14 protein-coding genes are annotated in these 12,605 nt (G+C 66.1%); 4 read left to right on the plus strand and 10 right to left on the minus strand.

Annotated features, from left to right (window positions below; translation table 11 throughout):
- Positions 1-87: 87 nt before the first annotated feature.
- Positions 88-1,122, plus strand: coding sequence for a hypothetical protein (locus AB0N05_RS12030; RefSeq protein WP_364691316.1), 1,035 nt, complete (start codon positions 88-90; stop codon positions 1,120-1,122).
- A gap of 25 nt (positions 1,123-1,147) precedes the next feature.
- Here the strand turns inward: AB0N05_RS12030 and AB0N05_RS12035 are convergent, their stop codons facing one another.
- The 5 genes from AB0N05_RS12035 to AB0N05_RS12055 all read right to left on the minus strand — a co-directional run bounded on the left by AB0N05_RS12035 (position 1,148) and on the right by AB0N05_RS12055 (position 4,163).
- On the minus strand, positions 1,148-1,936 hold the full coding sequence (locus AB0N05_RS12035) for an SAM-dependent methyltransferase (protein ID WP_364691319.1): 789 nt from the start codon (positions 1,934-1,936) through the stop codon (positions 1,148-1,150).
- Between the two features lie 62 nt (positions 1,937-1,998).
- Positions 1,999-2,433, minus strand: coding sequence for a T6SS immunity protein Tdi1 domain-containing protein (locus tag AB0N05_RS12040; protein ID WP_364691322.1), 435 nt, complete (start codon positions 2,431-2,433; stop codon positions 1,999-2,001).
- A 34-nt stretch (positions 2,434-2,467) separates the two neighbouring features.
- Positions 2,468-2,755, minus strand: coding sequence for a cation:proton antiporter (locus AB0N05_RS12045; protein WP_364692317.1), 288 nt, complete (start codon positions 2,753-2,755; stop codon positions 2,468-2,470).
- Between the two features lie 51 nt (positions 2,756-2,806).
- Positions 2,807-3,283, minus strand: coding sequence for a hotdog domain-containing protein (locus AB0N05_RS12050; protein ID WP_364691325.1), 477 nt, complete (start codon positions 3,281-3,283; stop codon positions 2,807-2,809).
- Between the two features lie 85 nt (positions 3,284-3,368).
- Positions 3,369-4,163, minus strand: coding sequence for a hypothetical protein (locus AB0N05_RS12055; protein ID WP_364691328.1), 795 nt, complete (start codon positions 4,161-4,163; stop codon positions 3,369-3,371).
- A gap of 126 nt (positions 4,164-4,289) precedes the next feature.
- Between AB0N05_RS12055 and AB0N05_RS12060 the strand changes: the two genes are divergently transcribed.
- Together AB0N05_RS12060 and AB0N05_RS12065 are read left to right on the plus strand one after the other, a co-directional pair.
- The gene (locus AB0N05_RS12060; protein ID WP_364691331.1) at positions 4,290-4,526 is read left to right on the plus strand and encodes a hypothetical protein; all 237 of its coding nucleotides are present in this window, start codon (positions 4,290-4,292) and stop codon (positions 4,524-4,526) included.
- On the plus strand, positions 4,523-6,694 hold the full coding sequence (locus AB0N05_RS12065; protein WP_364691334.1) for a hypothetical protein: 2,172 nt from the start codon (positions 4,523-4,525) through the stop codon (positions 6,692-6,694). The genes AB0N05_RS12060 and AB0N05_RS12065 overlap by 4 nt, the downstream gene beginning before the upstream one ends.
- A gap of 37 nt (positions 6,695-6,731) precedes the next feature.
- On the opposite strand, the gene AB0N05_RS12070 is transcribed toward AB0N05_RS12065, so the two are convergent.
- The 3 genes from AB0N05_RS12070 to AB0N05_RS12080 form a co-directional block, all read right to left on the minus strand.
- Positions 6,732-7,460, minus strand: a complete 729-nt coding sequence (locus AB0N05_RS12070; RefSeq protein WP_364691337.1) for a hypothetical protein — start codon at positions 7,458-7,460, stop codon at positions 6,732-6,734.
- 91 nt (positions 7,461-7,551) lie between these two features.
- On the minus strand, positions 7,552-9,033 hold the full coding sequence (locus AB0N05_RS12075; RefSeq protein WP_364691340.1) for an aldehyde dehydrogenase family protein: 1,482 nt from the start codon (positions 9,031-9,033) through the stop codon (positions 7,552-7,554).
- A gap of 97 nt (positions 9,034-9,130) precedes the next feature.
- A complete protein-coding gene (locus AB0N05_RS12080) occupies positions 9,131-10,048 on the minus strand; it encodes an SDR family oxidoreductase (RefSeq protein ID WP_364691343.1) in 918 nt (305 codons plus the stop codon).
- A 96-nt stretch (positions 10,049-10,144) separates the two neighbouring features.
- On the opposite strand from AB0N05_RS12080, the gene AB0N05_RS12085 reads away from it, so the two are divergent.
- On the plus strand, positions 10,145-10,711 hold the full coding sequence (locus AB0N05_RS12085; RefSeq protein ID WP_364691346.1) for a TetR family transcriptional regulator: 567 nt from the start codon (positions 10,145-10,147) through the stop codon (positions 10,709-10,711).
- A 64-nt stretch (positions 10,712-10,775) separates the two neighbouring features.
- Here AB0N05_RS12085 and AB0N05_RS12090 read toward each other — a convergent pair whose 3' ends face one another.
- Both AB0N05_RS12090 and AB0N05_RS12095 read right to left on the minus strand, forming a co-directional pair.
- Positions 10,776-11,393 carry a phosphoribosylanthranilate isomerase gene (locus AB0N05_RS12090; protein ID WP_364691349.1) on the minus strand — a complete coding sequence of 206 codons (618 nt, stop codon included), beginning with the start codon at positions 11,391-11,393 and terminating at the stop codon, positions 10,776-10,778.
- Between the two features lie 47 nt (positions 11,394-11,440).
- Complete coding sequence (locus tag AB0N05_RS12095) at positions 11,441-12,580, minus strand: agmatine deiminase family protein (RefSeq protein WP_364691351.1); 1,140 nt, start codon at positions 12,578-12,580, stop codon at positions 11,441-11,443.
- Positions 12,581-12,605 lie beyond the last annotated feature (25 nt).

Below are 12,605 nucleotides of genomic sequence, written 5' to 3' on the forward strand. Positions count from 1 at the left end.
GGCGAATCACGATACCGCACACGGGGTTCCGTAACGCACGGATTGCTGAAGACCCAATTCGAACATTCTCGATCTAGGATGCACACCATGAGCACGCGAGCTGTGCACTTCGTCGGTAGTTTCCCGGCCGCGAACACGGACGATGCCATGCGGGCCATGCTCGGTGCGGGATCGCGGCTGCGGACCCTGCCGACCGGCGAGACCCGCCGCTACGAGTGGTATGTCCAGCCCATTATCGAGGACCTGGTCAGCCAGGGCGCACTGGAAGTGAAGAAGTCGGGATCCTGGCGTTCGAGCCGGGACAGAACCATTCACCGCGCGGCCAAAGGCGAACTGACCGGCGACATGATGCGCCTGGGCTACCGCGAGGAGGCCGAGGAGGCGATGCCCATATTCACCCGCCTGCGCACCGAGCGAGACCTCCCCGGCCTCGCCCTGCAGATCGGTATGCCGACCGACTTCACGTTGGCCTTCATCGCCATGGGGGCCACTCACGCTAGATCGCAGCGGAAAGCATTCCGCGAAGCCAGCATTCGCGATATCGATGCCATTCGCGAGGCCGCCGGTGACGACGTCGTGATACAGCTGGAAGCCACCGCCGAAACCGTGCTCATGGCCAAGGCCCAGCCGATGCACCGGCAAATGGATGCGGCGCTCGGACTGACCAGGGGCATTGCCGAATTCGCCGCCGCGGCTCCCGAGGGCACCCGGTTCGGCGTGCATCTGTGCCTGGGCAGCATGAACAACAAGGCCCGGGCCACCCTGCGCGATACCCGGCCGCTGGTTCATCTGGCCAATTCGCTTGCGCGGCAGTGGCCATCGGGGCGCGTGCTGGAGTACATCCACAACCCGCTCGCGGCGGGGGATATCCCGCCGTCGAAGGATCCCGAGTTCTACGGACCGCTCGGGGGACTCGCCTTGGGGCCGGGCACCGGATTCTATGCGGGCTTCGTCCACGAAAGCCCTACCGAGGCTGAGCAACTCGAGACACTGCGAATGATCGAGGGGGCATTGGGCCGACCCGTCGACGGTGTCGCCAGTGCCTGCGGGCTGGGCCGACGCCCCCGTGCCTTCGCCGAGGCACTCGTGACGCGAGCCGCCACCCTCGCCGCAGCGGAGTGAGCGGCGGAGTCGCAGAAAACCGCCGCTAGTTCTTGCGCCCGACCCCGCCCAGCACGACCAGGCGGGTGCTCGGCAGTTCTCCGTTCAGCCATTCCTGGACCGGCACCACACCGGGTTCGATCACCTCGAAGCCCTCGAGGAACGGCTCCACCTGCTCGGTTGTCCGGAATGCGACCTGTGCCGGGGTGCTGGCCAAATCTCCCGACGACTGCCGGATGAAGTCGGGGTGGGTGTTGGTGCACGCATGGGTGAAGGCCAGCAGGCTGCCCGGGGCCATCACATCGCGGAATCGCGCCACGAGCTCGGCCGGGTTCTCGTCATCCATGATGAAGTGCAGGACACCGACGATCAGAATCGCGACCCGCTGGTCGAAGTCGATGCCCCCTTCGGTGCGCAACCGCTCGATGAGGTCGGTGGCGCGAATATCGGCAAGCATGGAGGTCACGCCCGGTTCACCGGCGAGCAGGGCATTGGTGTGCGCGAACACGACCGGGTCGTGATCGACCGCCACCACCCGCGCGGACGGCTCGAACTCCTGCGCGACCTCATGCACATTGGGCGAAATGGGAATTCCCGCACCGATATCGATGAACTGCTCGATGCCTTCCTGCGCGGCGGCCCGCACGGCATTCAGCAAAAACCGGCGGCTGAACCAGGCGAGCGTCTTGGTATCGGGCGCGATCGCGAGCATTCGCTCGGCGACCACCCGATCCGCCTCGTAGTTGTCCTTGCCGTCGAGCATGAAGTTGTACACCCGAGCCGCGTTCGGCCTGGTCGGATCGACCCCGATCGGTGCTCGATTGGATTGCGCCACCACACCTCCTCGATACCTTTGCCGATGGTAGCCACATTGCTACCGCCGCCCCGGCGAATCGATCATTCGAGTCCGTGCGCCTGCGCCACCAGATCGAAGAACACCCACACCCCGCCCTTCTGATACGCATCCGGTGATTCGGATCCGCCCAGGAACGGATAGGGCGTGGCGATGTAGACCTCACCCGGGTTCAGCGGCCCGAGCCTACGCGCGATCTCGGAAACATGCTGCGGCTGAAGGACATACGTGACGACATTCGGATCGAACAGGACCTTGTCGATGAACTCGGTGATCTCGGTGAAGGGCCCATACGTCTTGACGCCCGGGCTATACGGATCGAGCACCCCGTACTCTCCGCTGCGGCTGCTCATCAGAAACGCATGCCCCAGATCCGAGTACCCGACGACCGTATCGAATTGCGGATAATGCTCCGCCCAGGCAGGCATCACCCGATCGAGGCGCTGCGAGTCGATCAATTGGAAGGGGATGCCGGTCATTGCGCCCATCCAACCAGACCCGTCGGTCACCCCTTCAATGGCCGGTCCCGGTCCCGTCCCGGTATCTGCGCGCGGTCACCGGCGAACCCAGCCCGTGCAACGCGATACTGCCGAGCACGGTGACCACCAGCACTGTCAGTACCAGTTCGGCGTCGGAGTCAGGTAATTCGTTGAATGCCAAGAGTCCGAACACGATCGACGTCGTGCCGCGCGGGCCGAGCCAGCCGATGAGGAGTGCTTCCTTGACGGGGACTCCGGAGCCCAGCAGGGCCAGGAGGACGGGGACCATACGGACGACTGTCAGGGCGGCCGCGACGACCAGAGCACGAGCGTGGTGCCGACGGCAATGATCGAAGCAATCACGACGGTCTGCTCAGCGCGGTGCGACCAGGCCCGCGGCGGCCGATTCCTGTTCCGCCGGTGCGGATTCCGGCTGGGCCTTGTAGATGGCGGTGGTCTGCGCGGGCTGCCTGCGAAGGTGCGGCGTGGGGCGGCCATTGTCGTCGAGGTTCACGAATACGATCTTGTCGATCGTCAGCACCCGTTCGCCGGTCAGCATATTGCGGACCTCGCACTGGACGGTAATCGAGGTGCGCCCGTAATCGGCTATGCAGCAACCAAGTTCGATCACGTCACCCTGTTTCACCGAGGACAGGAAGTTGATCTCCGAAATGTATTTGGTGACCACATTCGAATTGTCGAGCTGGCCGAGGGCGTAGATGGCCGCTTCCTCGTCGAGCCACCTCAGCAGGGTCCCGCCGAACAATGATCCGGCGGGGTTCAAATCCTCGGGCTTGATCCACTTGTTCGTGCGGAATTCCATGATGGTCCTCTCCACGCTGTCCGGCATACGGATGATCGTTCAGCAACACGAGAGCAAGCCTGGCTAAGTGAAGCACACCGTGCCACCGGACGCGCCCGTTCCCACGCGGGCGTCAGGAATGCCCGCCCATGACATTCACGTACATGCTCTGGAACGGTTCGGGGCTCACGCTCACATCGCCTCGGAATGGATGGTCGAGCGAGGCGATCAGGAAGATCATCGTGGCGAGGAAGAAGGCGAACACCCCGGCGAGCAACAGATGCAGCCCGACGCTGTCGAAACTGAGCAGGCACAGCAGCAGCAGATTGATGGCGCTGCCGACCATGATCACCGACCACAGCACGATCGGGATGCCGCTCTTGGTGGCATTGATCCGGCGGCGGCGATCCTGATCGAAACTGGCGAACTGGTCGATGGTGGCCGCGTGCACGATCTGCTCGGCCGCGGTCTGCGGCTGGAAGGTGAGCAGATGCCCCTGAAAGCGGGTGACCAGTATGGTTCCGCCCTGTGGTTCATCGCCGCGCTGCAAGGCGGGAAACGCGTCGCTGAGCACGTTCTCGGTATAGGCGGCCAGATCGTGTTGCAGGACCGTGCGATCGGGGTCCGGATACGCGGAGACCTCGCGGTAGAGCGTGCCGAGCGCGGCGGCCTCATCGGCCACCCGATCCCGGGCATTGGTGAACCCGTCATAGCCCGCCACCGCCACCAGCCCGAGCAGCAGGCCGTAGAACACGCCGCTGACCGTGAGCACCATGGTCACCATCTCGTTGCGTCCCGGCTCCGGGCCGCAGATCTTGCGCACGAGGGACCGGGACAGCAAGGTCCCGGCGCAGGTCAGCCCCACGGCGACGCCGGTGAGGAGGAGATAGCCGAGCCATGCGGGTATGCCGCCGATCCAGGTGAACATCGATCTCCCAGCGCATCGATTCGGAAAATGTCCGATACGGTTCGAGCGAATCGCGGAAATTAGCTAAAAGATAACCAACAATGTGATCGTCCCGGGAAAACCGTGTCGCCGTGGAGGTGTGTCACTGTGAAGATCGCGGAACTGGCCGACCGAACGCGTGCGGACGCCGAAGTGCTGTCCGCCGGAGCCGCGAGTCTGCGCGAACTCCGGCAGAGGCTGGCCACGGCCGACGCCATGCCCGCCTGGTTCGATGCCGAGATTCGCGCCCATATCGACCGATGCGGCACGGCCGCAAACGATCTCGCCGCCGCGGCCGACAACCTCGACGCGCACGCGCGAGCGCTGGGCGAGCGCGACTCGTGACCGCCATCATCCGCGATTCCACGCGCAGCGGCGTATTCGAAGGGGACATGGAGGACGTCCGGGTCGCGGCCGTGGAATTGGCCCGCGTGGCCGCCTCGATCAAGGAGGCCGCCGAACGATTGACCGCCACCCTCACTGACAGCGGCCTGTCCCGTTCGGCGGTCCGCGCGCCCAGGACCGGACTCCCCGCGCAGCGGGCGCTCCTGCGCGCGGGCACCAACCCGGCCGGGCTGGGCTCCTCGCTGCGCGGCGGGGCACTCGGCGGCGCGGCACACAAGATGAGCGCGCTGACCCGCCACGAGAGCCTGGACGCACTGGTCGCGGTCTCCTCGCTGCGGCTGCGCGTGGCCGCGGTCGCGCGCTCACATCCGGAGATCACCGAGGATCCCCTGGTCGCGGAGTTCGTCAAGGCGGTCGACACCGACGATTCCGTTGCGGCGCTGCGGTTGCTGCGCGGCCTCATCAAAGAGCACGGGCTGGGCGACACCCTGCACCGGCTCGCACCCGTCTTCATGGAACTGATGGCCATCCACGCACTGCTCGACTCGAACCCGCTCAATGACGACGCCGGATGGGCGATCGCATGCGGTCTTCCGGTCACCCGCGCGCCGCTACTGGGTGCACCCGTCGGCGGGCTGTGCCGATGGGATGTGGGTGATGGCTATTCGCATCCCGTCGATCTCGATGCCGACGAAGCGCCCGCGGTGAGCGGGGAGGGGACCATCACCGGATTCCTCAACAATATCGCCCTGTTGAAGAACAATGGCCGGGTCTACGTGCAGGAGATGGAGACCGACGGACAGCGCCGATATGTCGTGCTGGCTCCGGGAATGCAAGTCGGCATGCCGCGCAATGATTCTCCGCAGGATCTGGTCGGTGCCTGGCGCAATACGCTCATGAATGAATCGCCGTACACGCGTGCACTGGTCAAGGCGATGGAATCGTTCGGCGTGCCGGAGGGGGCCGAGGTGGCGCTCATCGGGCACAGCGAGGGCGGCGCGGCGGTCATGAATCTGGCTCAGGATAAAGAGATTCGGGCGCGCTACCGGATTACGCACGCCATCGCGGTCGGTGCTCCCGTCGACTTCAAGGACCCGCCCGCACCCCTGTTCGTCGCCACGATCACCAACCAGCACGACCTCATCCCCACCCTGGACGGGCAGGGAGCCGGTTCGCCGTTTCATCAACGGCTGCACCCGCATTGGCTGGTGGTCGACTACAACGACGACACCCACAAGTTCCCGGACTGCCACAATGCCGAGAAGTATCTGCACAATCTGACCCACGACCTGCACGAGGCGCGCGAACGGATCAACGCCGAACTGCGCCCCTATCAAGGCCGACTCGTGCGGGGCCAGGCCTACCGGGTGTACGACGATGTCCACTCACCCGAGGGATTCCCCTTCCTGACGGTCGCCACCGCACCCGCCCCCTCCTCGGCCGGGGCGATCGAACTGCCGGTGCGTTGTGCGGAAAGTGCCGCTGTCACCGCCCTTTTCCTGGCCGATGCCGACGCCGCACGCGACGAACTGGCCGGGACCGGCCTGCGACCGGCGCTCATCGGACGCCGCGCGGTCGCGGTGGTAATGGCCAGGAAATTCACCAGATCCTCGATCGGCGCGCACAGCGAGTTCTCCCTCGGCCTGGTCGTGCACGATCCGTGGAAGCGCCGCCCGATCTCGGTGTGGACCGAGCTGCTGGCCAAGGCGGACCGGCGGCGGTCGGGGATTCGCGTCCTCGATCTGGCCGTGGGCGCACCGTCGGGAGCCACCTACGCCGCCGAAATCTGGGGCTTCCCGGCATTTCACGCCGGAGTCGAGGTCACCTTGCGGCGTGGGCGACTGACGGCCGACCTGGCTGCCGACGGCGAACCCGTACTGAGCCTCGGCGGCCGCCTCGGACCCTGGCTGCCCGGACCCGAGCTCGATCTGGTGACCTACTCGACACGAGGCACGCGGCTCCTGCGCTCGGTGGTCGATACCCGTGGCGGACAACGCATTCACCCCGCACCGCGATTGCGCCTGCATGCCGATTCGAGTCATCCGATGGCGGAACGGCTACGCCGCCTGGGACTCCTCGAGGCGCGACCGTTCGCGGCCGTGTCCGCCACCCGCTACCAAGCCAAACTCGATGCCGGGGTGGTGGTGGAGGTTCCGACCTTGGGCTGATACGGGTTTCGGGAATCGATGACCGAATCCGCGTGTGTCAGAGGCGATCCTGGATCAGCGAACGGAAGTGGCGGAACCCCCGTTCGGCCAGCGGCCGCAGTGCCGGGGCGACGGCGCGTGCATCGGCGCGCAATCGGTCGAGTGCTCCGGGACCGAGCTCGCGCTCGGCTTCCTCGACGATGGACGGCTCGGTCAGCCAGTCGTCCAAGAGCTCCGGGCCGACCTCCGGATGGAACTGCAGGCCCCAAGCCGACGCACCTGCCCGGAATGCCTGGCAGGGCGTGGTTTCGGTGCGCGCGAGCACCGCAGTGCCGGGGGAGGGGACGATGCGGTCGCCATGCCAGTGCAGCACGCCGGGAGCCTTCGCGAAGGGACCGACGACCGGGTCGTCCTCGTCCACCCCGGTCAGTGGAGCCCAGCCGATCTCCTGTCCGGTGTCGGGCACCACCGTCATTTCCAGTGCGCGCGCGAGCAATTGGGCTCCCAGGCAGATACCCAGCGTCGGCACCCCGGCCTCGGCGGCGGCCGCGAGCAATTCGCGTTCCAGCTTCAGCGCGGGGTACTCGTCGATGGCGTCGGCGTTCATCGGGCCGCCCATCACCACCAGACCGGCCAGCTCGTCGGCGGACGGCAGATCGGCCGCGCACGCGCCCGGCGTCTGGATCACATTCTCGATCCGGATCGGAAGGCCATGCAGGACTTCGCCGATCAGGCCGGGCTTCTCGACGGGAATGTGCTGGATGATCAGCACGGTGCGGTCGGTCATGGGTGCCCCCTCGGCGCTGGATCCTTAGTTATGGAAATGATCTTCGCACGGTGGCGGATCGGGCCGAGGGGAGCGGTCATCACATCGCGGATCAGCCGTTCAAAGCTGCCGTCACGACCGCTTGGGCGACTTCGCCGTAGGGCGGGTAGAGGGCTTGGATCAAATCCCCTTCGCCGCGCGTGACCACGCCGCGCGGATTGGAGAATTCGCGGAAGCCTTCGATCCCGTGATGGCGGCCATTGCCGCTGGTGCCCACACCGCCGAAACCGAGAGCGGGCAAGGCGCCCTGCACCGCACAGGTATTCACGCACGCACCGCCGGAGGAGGTCCGGGTGAGCACGTCGTCGGCCACGGCTTCGTCCTTGGCGAAGACATACAAGCCCAGCGGCCGTTCGCCCTCGTTGACATGGGTGATCGCCTCATCGATCGAGTCATAGGGCTTCACGACCAGGATCGGCCCGAAGATCTCCTCCTGCATGACGCCGAGATCATCGGCGGGATCCAGGATCAGCGAAAGCGGCATGCGCCTGCTCGCGCGATCCACCTTCGCGGCGGGCTCGAGTTCGACGATCGTGCATCCCGCATCGCGGGCCTCCTCGAGGAGATCGATCAACCGGTCGAGGTGTCGTTCGGTAATGATTCCGGTGCAGTCGCCGGTTTCGGAGAAGCTCGGCGCGCGCTCGGCCATATGGGTCTGGGCCAGGCCGACGAAATCGTCGATCTTATTGCGCGGCACCAGGCAATAGTCGACCGAAATACACATCTGGCCGTTCTTGATGAGCTTGGTGCCGAGGATCTGTTCCACCGATGTCGCATCGACACTGTCCGGCGCGAGCACGGCCGGACACTTGCCGCCCAGCTCCAGGGTCACCGGGACCAGATTCTTGGCCGCCTCCATGGCGATCAACCGGCCGACCTCCGGATTTCCGGTGTACAGCAGGTGATCCCAGCGCTGCTGGGAGAACGCGCGCGCCAGATCCACGCCGCCGGTCACGACCGTGACGCGGTCCTCGTCGAAGGTGGCCGCGATCATTTCCTTCAGTAGCTCACCGCACGCGGGCGTGAATTCCGAGGGCTTGAGGATCACCCGATTCCCCGCGGCGAGCATCTCCACCAGCGGCCCGACCGACAGGTCGAACGGGAAATTCCACGGAACGATATTGCCGACAACGCCTTTGGGCTGATACCGGATCGCCGCCTGTGCCGAGCCATAGAGCCCGGGATCGGTGAACCGCGCTTCGGGCGTCATCCAGTTCGCCAACTGCTCGGCCGCATACGCCGCCCGTCCCGCCACCCCGAGCACTTCCACCAGATCGGTGAACAACTCCGGATGCACCGAAAAGTCCTCCGACACAGCCCGTCTGATCCGATCGCGATTCCCGACCATCATCGCGGCCAGCGCGCCCAGCTGTTCCTGCCGTTGCGCGAGGCTCGGATACGGATCCTTCGCGAACGCGGCCTGCTGTCGCGCGAAGGATTCGCGCAATCGGCGAATCGCCTCCGTGTCATCGATAGTCGGTGCCGAGGGACGATGAGTGGCGGTCATGATGCGGGCCTTCCTGTGTCTCCGCATCCCACCTTCCTCGCCCCTCGGCGGCCTCGTACCGGGATTCAGGACAATTCCTCGCCCACAATCTATTTCCGGGGTAGGTGATGGCGGTCGGGCATGCTCAGGACTCGTTCGGGCTGTCGAAATAGTGGCCCTGGGCGAAATCTTCGAGCAGGCCGGGATGGGTCGGTGCCCAGTCGAGCAGTTTTTGGGTCCGCATGCTCGAGGTCGGATTGTCGAGTTGGACCAGGGCGGCGAGGAAGCCGAAGTTGTCGGCGGCCTGGTCCGGAGTGAGGGCGGTGACCGGCACTCCGAGGTTATGGCCGATCGCTTGGGCAATCGTCCGGAAGGTGATTCCCTCATCGCCGACGGCGTGCAGCCGCGAACCGGCCGGTGCTGATTCCAATGCCAGCCGGTACAGGCGCGCCGCATCGAGGGTGTGCCCGGCAGGCCAGCGGTTCGCGCCGTCGCCCACATAAGCGGAGAAGCCTTGCTTGCGGGCAATATCGATCAGGGTCGGGATGAAGCCATGGCGGTCGAGCGAACTGTGGACCGTCGGTGGCAGGCGAACCACCGATGAGCGAATCCCATTGTCCGCGAGGGCGATCACCGCGTTCTCGGCATCGACCCGCGGACCGGATTCGAGCACATCGGCTTCGGTTCCGGTGCGCCCCAGCCCGGCGAACGCGAGTTGCAGTGTCCCCGAAGTCCCGACCAGAGGTTTTCCGGTGCCCGCGAGGGCCTGTCCGAACGTCTGAAGAGCCTGCCGATCGGAGTCGACCGCGGTCGTGGCATCGCCGGAAAACATCTCGTCGTGTTTGTACGCCAGATGGATGACGCCATCCGCGGCCTCGGCGGCTTCCCTCAGGGCGTCGAGGTCGTCCAGGGTGGCGCGAAACGGTTCGGCCCCGGCGGCGCTCACTGCGCCGGCGGAGGCTTCCGAGCGGGCCAGGCCGACGACCTTGTGACCGGCTTCGAGGAGTTCGGGTACGACGGCGGAACCGAGGTGTCCGGACGCGCCGGTGACGAATACGTGCATGTTCAGGCCCTTCGAGTCGTGATTGGAGTGTCATGTCAGTGACTGACATGAGCGTACGCCTGATGTCAGTCACTGTCATCGGCGTATGATCGCGCCATGAGCCGGTGGGAACCCAATGCGAGCGGCCGTCTGCAACAGGCGGCGCTGGAGTTGTACAGCTCGAATGGGTTCGAGAGCACCACCGTCGCGGAGATCGCCAAACGCGCCGGACTCACCGAGCGAACGTTCTTCCGGCACTTCACCGATAAGCGTGAGGTGCTGTTCGGGGGAGCGGGCGCACTTCAGGATCTGCTGGTGAGCACGGTGCACGACGCGCCCGCGGCACTGCCGCCGATCGAAGTGATCGCCCTCGCCCTGCACGCCGCCGCCGGAATATTCGAGGACCGCGCCGATTTCGCGCGCACGCGGCAGGCCATCATTGCCGCGAACGCCGAACTTCAAGCCCGCGAGCTCATCAAACTCGCCACGCTCGGTGCGGCGCTCGCCGAGGCCCTGCGCTCGCGCGGTAGTGCGGAACCGGCCGCGAGCCTGGCCGCCGAAACGGGCATCGCGGTCCTGCGGGTCGCCTTCGAGCGCTGGACGGCCGAGCCGGGCAGGCGCGGCCTCTCCCATTTCATCGACGAGTCCATGGATGAGCTGAAGCTCGTCGCCGCAGGTCGCTGACCGCGACCTCGCGAACGGGACGATCCACCCCGCGATCGCCCGGCGAAATCGGCAGGGGGCAGCGCTATTCGGCGACCGGGACGCCCCGCGCGGCGGCCACGAATGCGCGAATCAGGTCCGGCGACTTCACGCCGCGTTCGCTCTCCACGCCGCTGGAGACATCCACACCCCACGCGCGGGTCACTTCGATCGCCCGGCGGACATTATCGGGACGCAGGCCGCCCGCGAGCAGCCAGCGGCCGGTCGGGGCGGCGAAGTCGGCCGCACCCCAATTCCACGGTTTGCCCGAACCGGGTTCCGGGGCGTCGAGCAGCAGCAGGTCCTCGCCCAGTTCGCCGCTGCGTGCCGGGGGTGGGGTCTGGGCGGTCGCGCGAATGAGGGTCCGGCCGGGCGCGCGCAGAGCTTCGTAGTACTCGGGCCCCTCCTCGCCGTGCAGTTGGACCGCCGCGATTCCGCTGTCCTCGGTGAGCTGGCGAACCTCGTCGATGGACTGGCCGCGAAAAACGCCGACGGTCAGCACATTCGCCGGGACGCGGCGGATCAGACCGCGAGCGGCCTCGGCGGTGACGAGCCGCGGGCTGGGTGCGAAGACGAACCCGACCGCATCGGCTCCCGCCGCCACGGCGACATCCACGTCATGCTCGGTTTTCAGGCCGCAGATCTTCACAAACAGCTCGCTCATGGCGTCCAGTCAATCAAACGCGGAAATCCGCGCCCCAGCGAGCGGCCTCAGCTGGGTTCTTGCTGCGTGGTGCAGTGGATTCCGCCACCACCGGCGGCAATCCCATCGATATTCAGCTGCACGACCTCCCGGTCGGGGAACAGTCGCTCGAGGGTGGCCTTGGCGGCGGAATCCGCCTCGTCATCCCCGAACTCGGGTGCGATGACGCCGCCATTGCAGACGTAGAAGTTGATGTAGCCCGCCGCGAAATCCTTCTCCTCCTCATACTCGGGGCGGACCAGTGTCGGGCCCTCGATCACCTCGACTTGAAGCGGAGTGCCGTGTACATCGGTTGCGCTCCTGAGGATTTCGAGATGTTTCAGGGTGACATCGTGGTCATAGGAGTCCGGGTCGGTGTCCAATCCGGCCACCACCACCCCTGGCTTGGCGAACCTGGCGTAGAAGTCGGTATGACCATCGGTGATGTCCTCACCGGCGATCCCCGGCAGCCAGATGATCTTCTTCAGTCCGAGCAGGTACTTCAGCTCGGCTTCGACATCGGCCTTGCTCCAGCCGGGATTGCGGTTCCTATTAAGGACGCAACTCTCGGTGATGATGCCCGTGCCCTGCCCATCCACCTCGATGCCGCCGCCCTCGAGCACCAGCCCGGTATGCAGGACCTCGGCCCCCGCTCGCCCGGCGACGAACTCCGCGACCTTCGCGTCCCGCCCGTGTTCCTGCTTTCCGCCCCAGCCATTGAAGTTGAAATCCACTGCGGCCCGCGCACTTTCGCCCTTGACGAACACCGGCCCGGTATCGCGCATCCACAGATCATCCAGGGGAGCCGCGATCAATTCCACGTTCCCGCCCCCGATCAGCCCCCGGGCCACATCCATCTCCTCGGCGCGCACCAGCATCGACACCGGCTCGAACCGCCCGATGGCCTGCGCGATGGACGCCAAGTTCTGCCGGACCACCGGCAGCATTTTCGCGCCCCAAATCCCCTCGGCGGCCCCGAACGCCATCCACGTCCGCCGGTGCGGATCCCCTTCTTCGGGCATCACCCAGCGCCGCCCATCATGCTGCGCGCGCTTCGCCGGGCTGCCCGTCGCGCTACTCGCCCCGGGAGACTCCGAATCATCACACGCGGCCAGAGCCAACCCTCCGGCCGCCGCCACGCCCGCCTGAATGAACCGCCGCCGCTGCACAGCTGAACGATAGCTCTCAGGCCTC

Origin of the sequence: Nocardia sp. NPDC051030 (genome assembly GCF_040683015.1) — a bacterium.
In the GTDB taxonomy this organism is placed as follows: Bacteria; Actinomycetota; Actinomycetes; order Mycobacteriales; family Mycobacteriaceae; genus Nocardia.

What these genes read in the sequence shown, in the direction of transcription:
- AB0N05_RS12030 (WP_364691316.1), top strand. Translation starts at nt 88, where the DNA reads ATGAGCACGCGAGCTGTGCACTTCGTCGGTAGTTTCCCGGCCGCGAAC.
- AB0N05_RS12040 (WP_364691322.1), bottom strand. Translation starts at nt 2,433, where the DNA reads ATGACCGGCATCCCCTTCCAATTGATCGACTCGCAGCGCCTCGATCGG.
- AB0N05_RS12050 (WP_364691325.1), bottom strand. Translation starts at nt 3,283, where the DNA reads ATGCCGGACAGCGTGGAGAGGACCATCATGGAATTCCGCACGAACAAG.
- AB0N05_RS12055 (WP_364691328.1), bottom strand. Translation starts at nt 4,163, where the DNA reads ATGTTCACCTGGATCGGCGGCATACCCGCATGGCTCGGCTATCTCCTC.
- AB0N05_RS12070 (WP_364691337.1), bottom strand. Translation starts at nt 7,460, where the DNA reads ATGACCGACCGCACCGTGCTGATCATCCAGCACATTCCCGTCGAGAAG.
- AB0N05_RS12075 (WP_364691340.1), bottom strand. Translation starts at nt 9,033, where the DNA reads ATGCGGAGACACAGGAAGGCCCGCATCATGACCGCCACTCATCGTCCC.
- AB0N05_RS12080 (WP_364691343.1), bottom strand. Translation starts at nt 10,048, where the DNA reads ATGCACGTATTCGTCACCGGCGCGTCCGGACACCTCGGTTCCGCCGTC.
- AB0N05_RS12085 (WP_364691346.1), top strand. Translation starts at nt 10,145, where the DNA reads ATGAGCCGGTGGGAACCCAATGCGAGCGGCCGTCTGCAACAGGCGGCG.
- AB0N05_RS12090 (WP_364691349.1), bottom strand. Translation starts at nt 11,393, where the DNA reads ATGAGCGAGCTGTTTGTGAAGATCTGCGGCCTGAAAACCGAGCATGAC.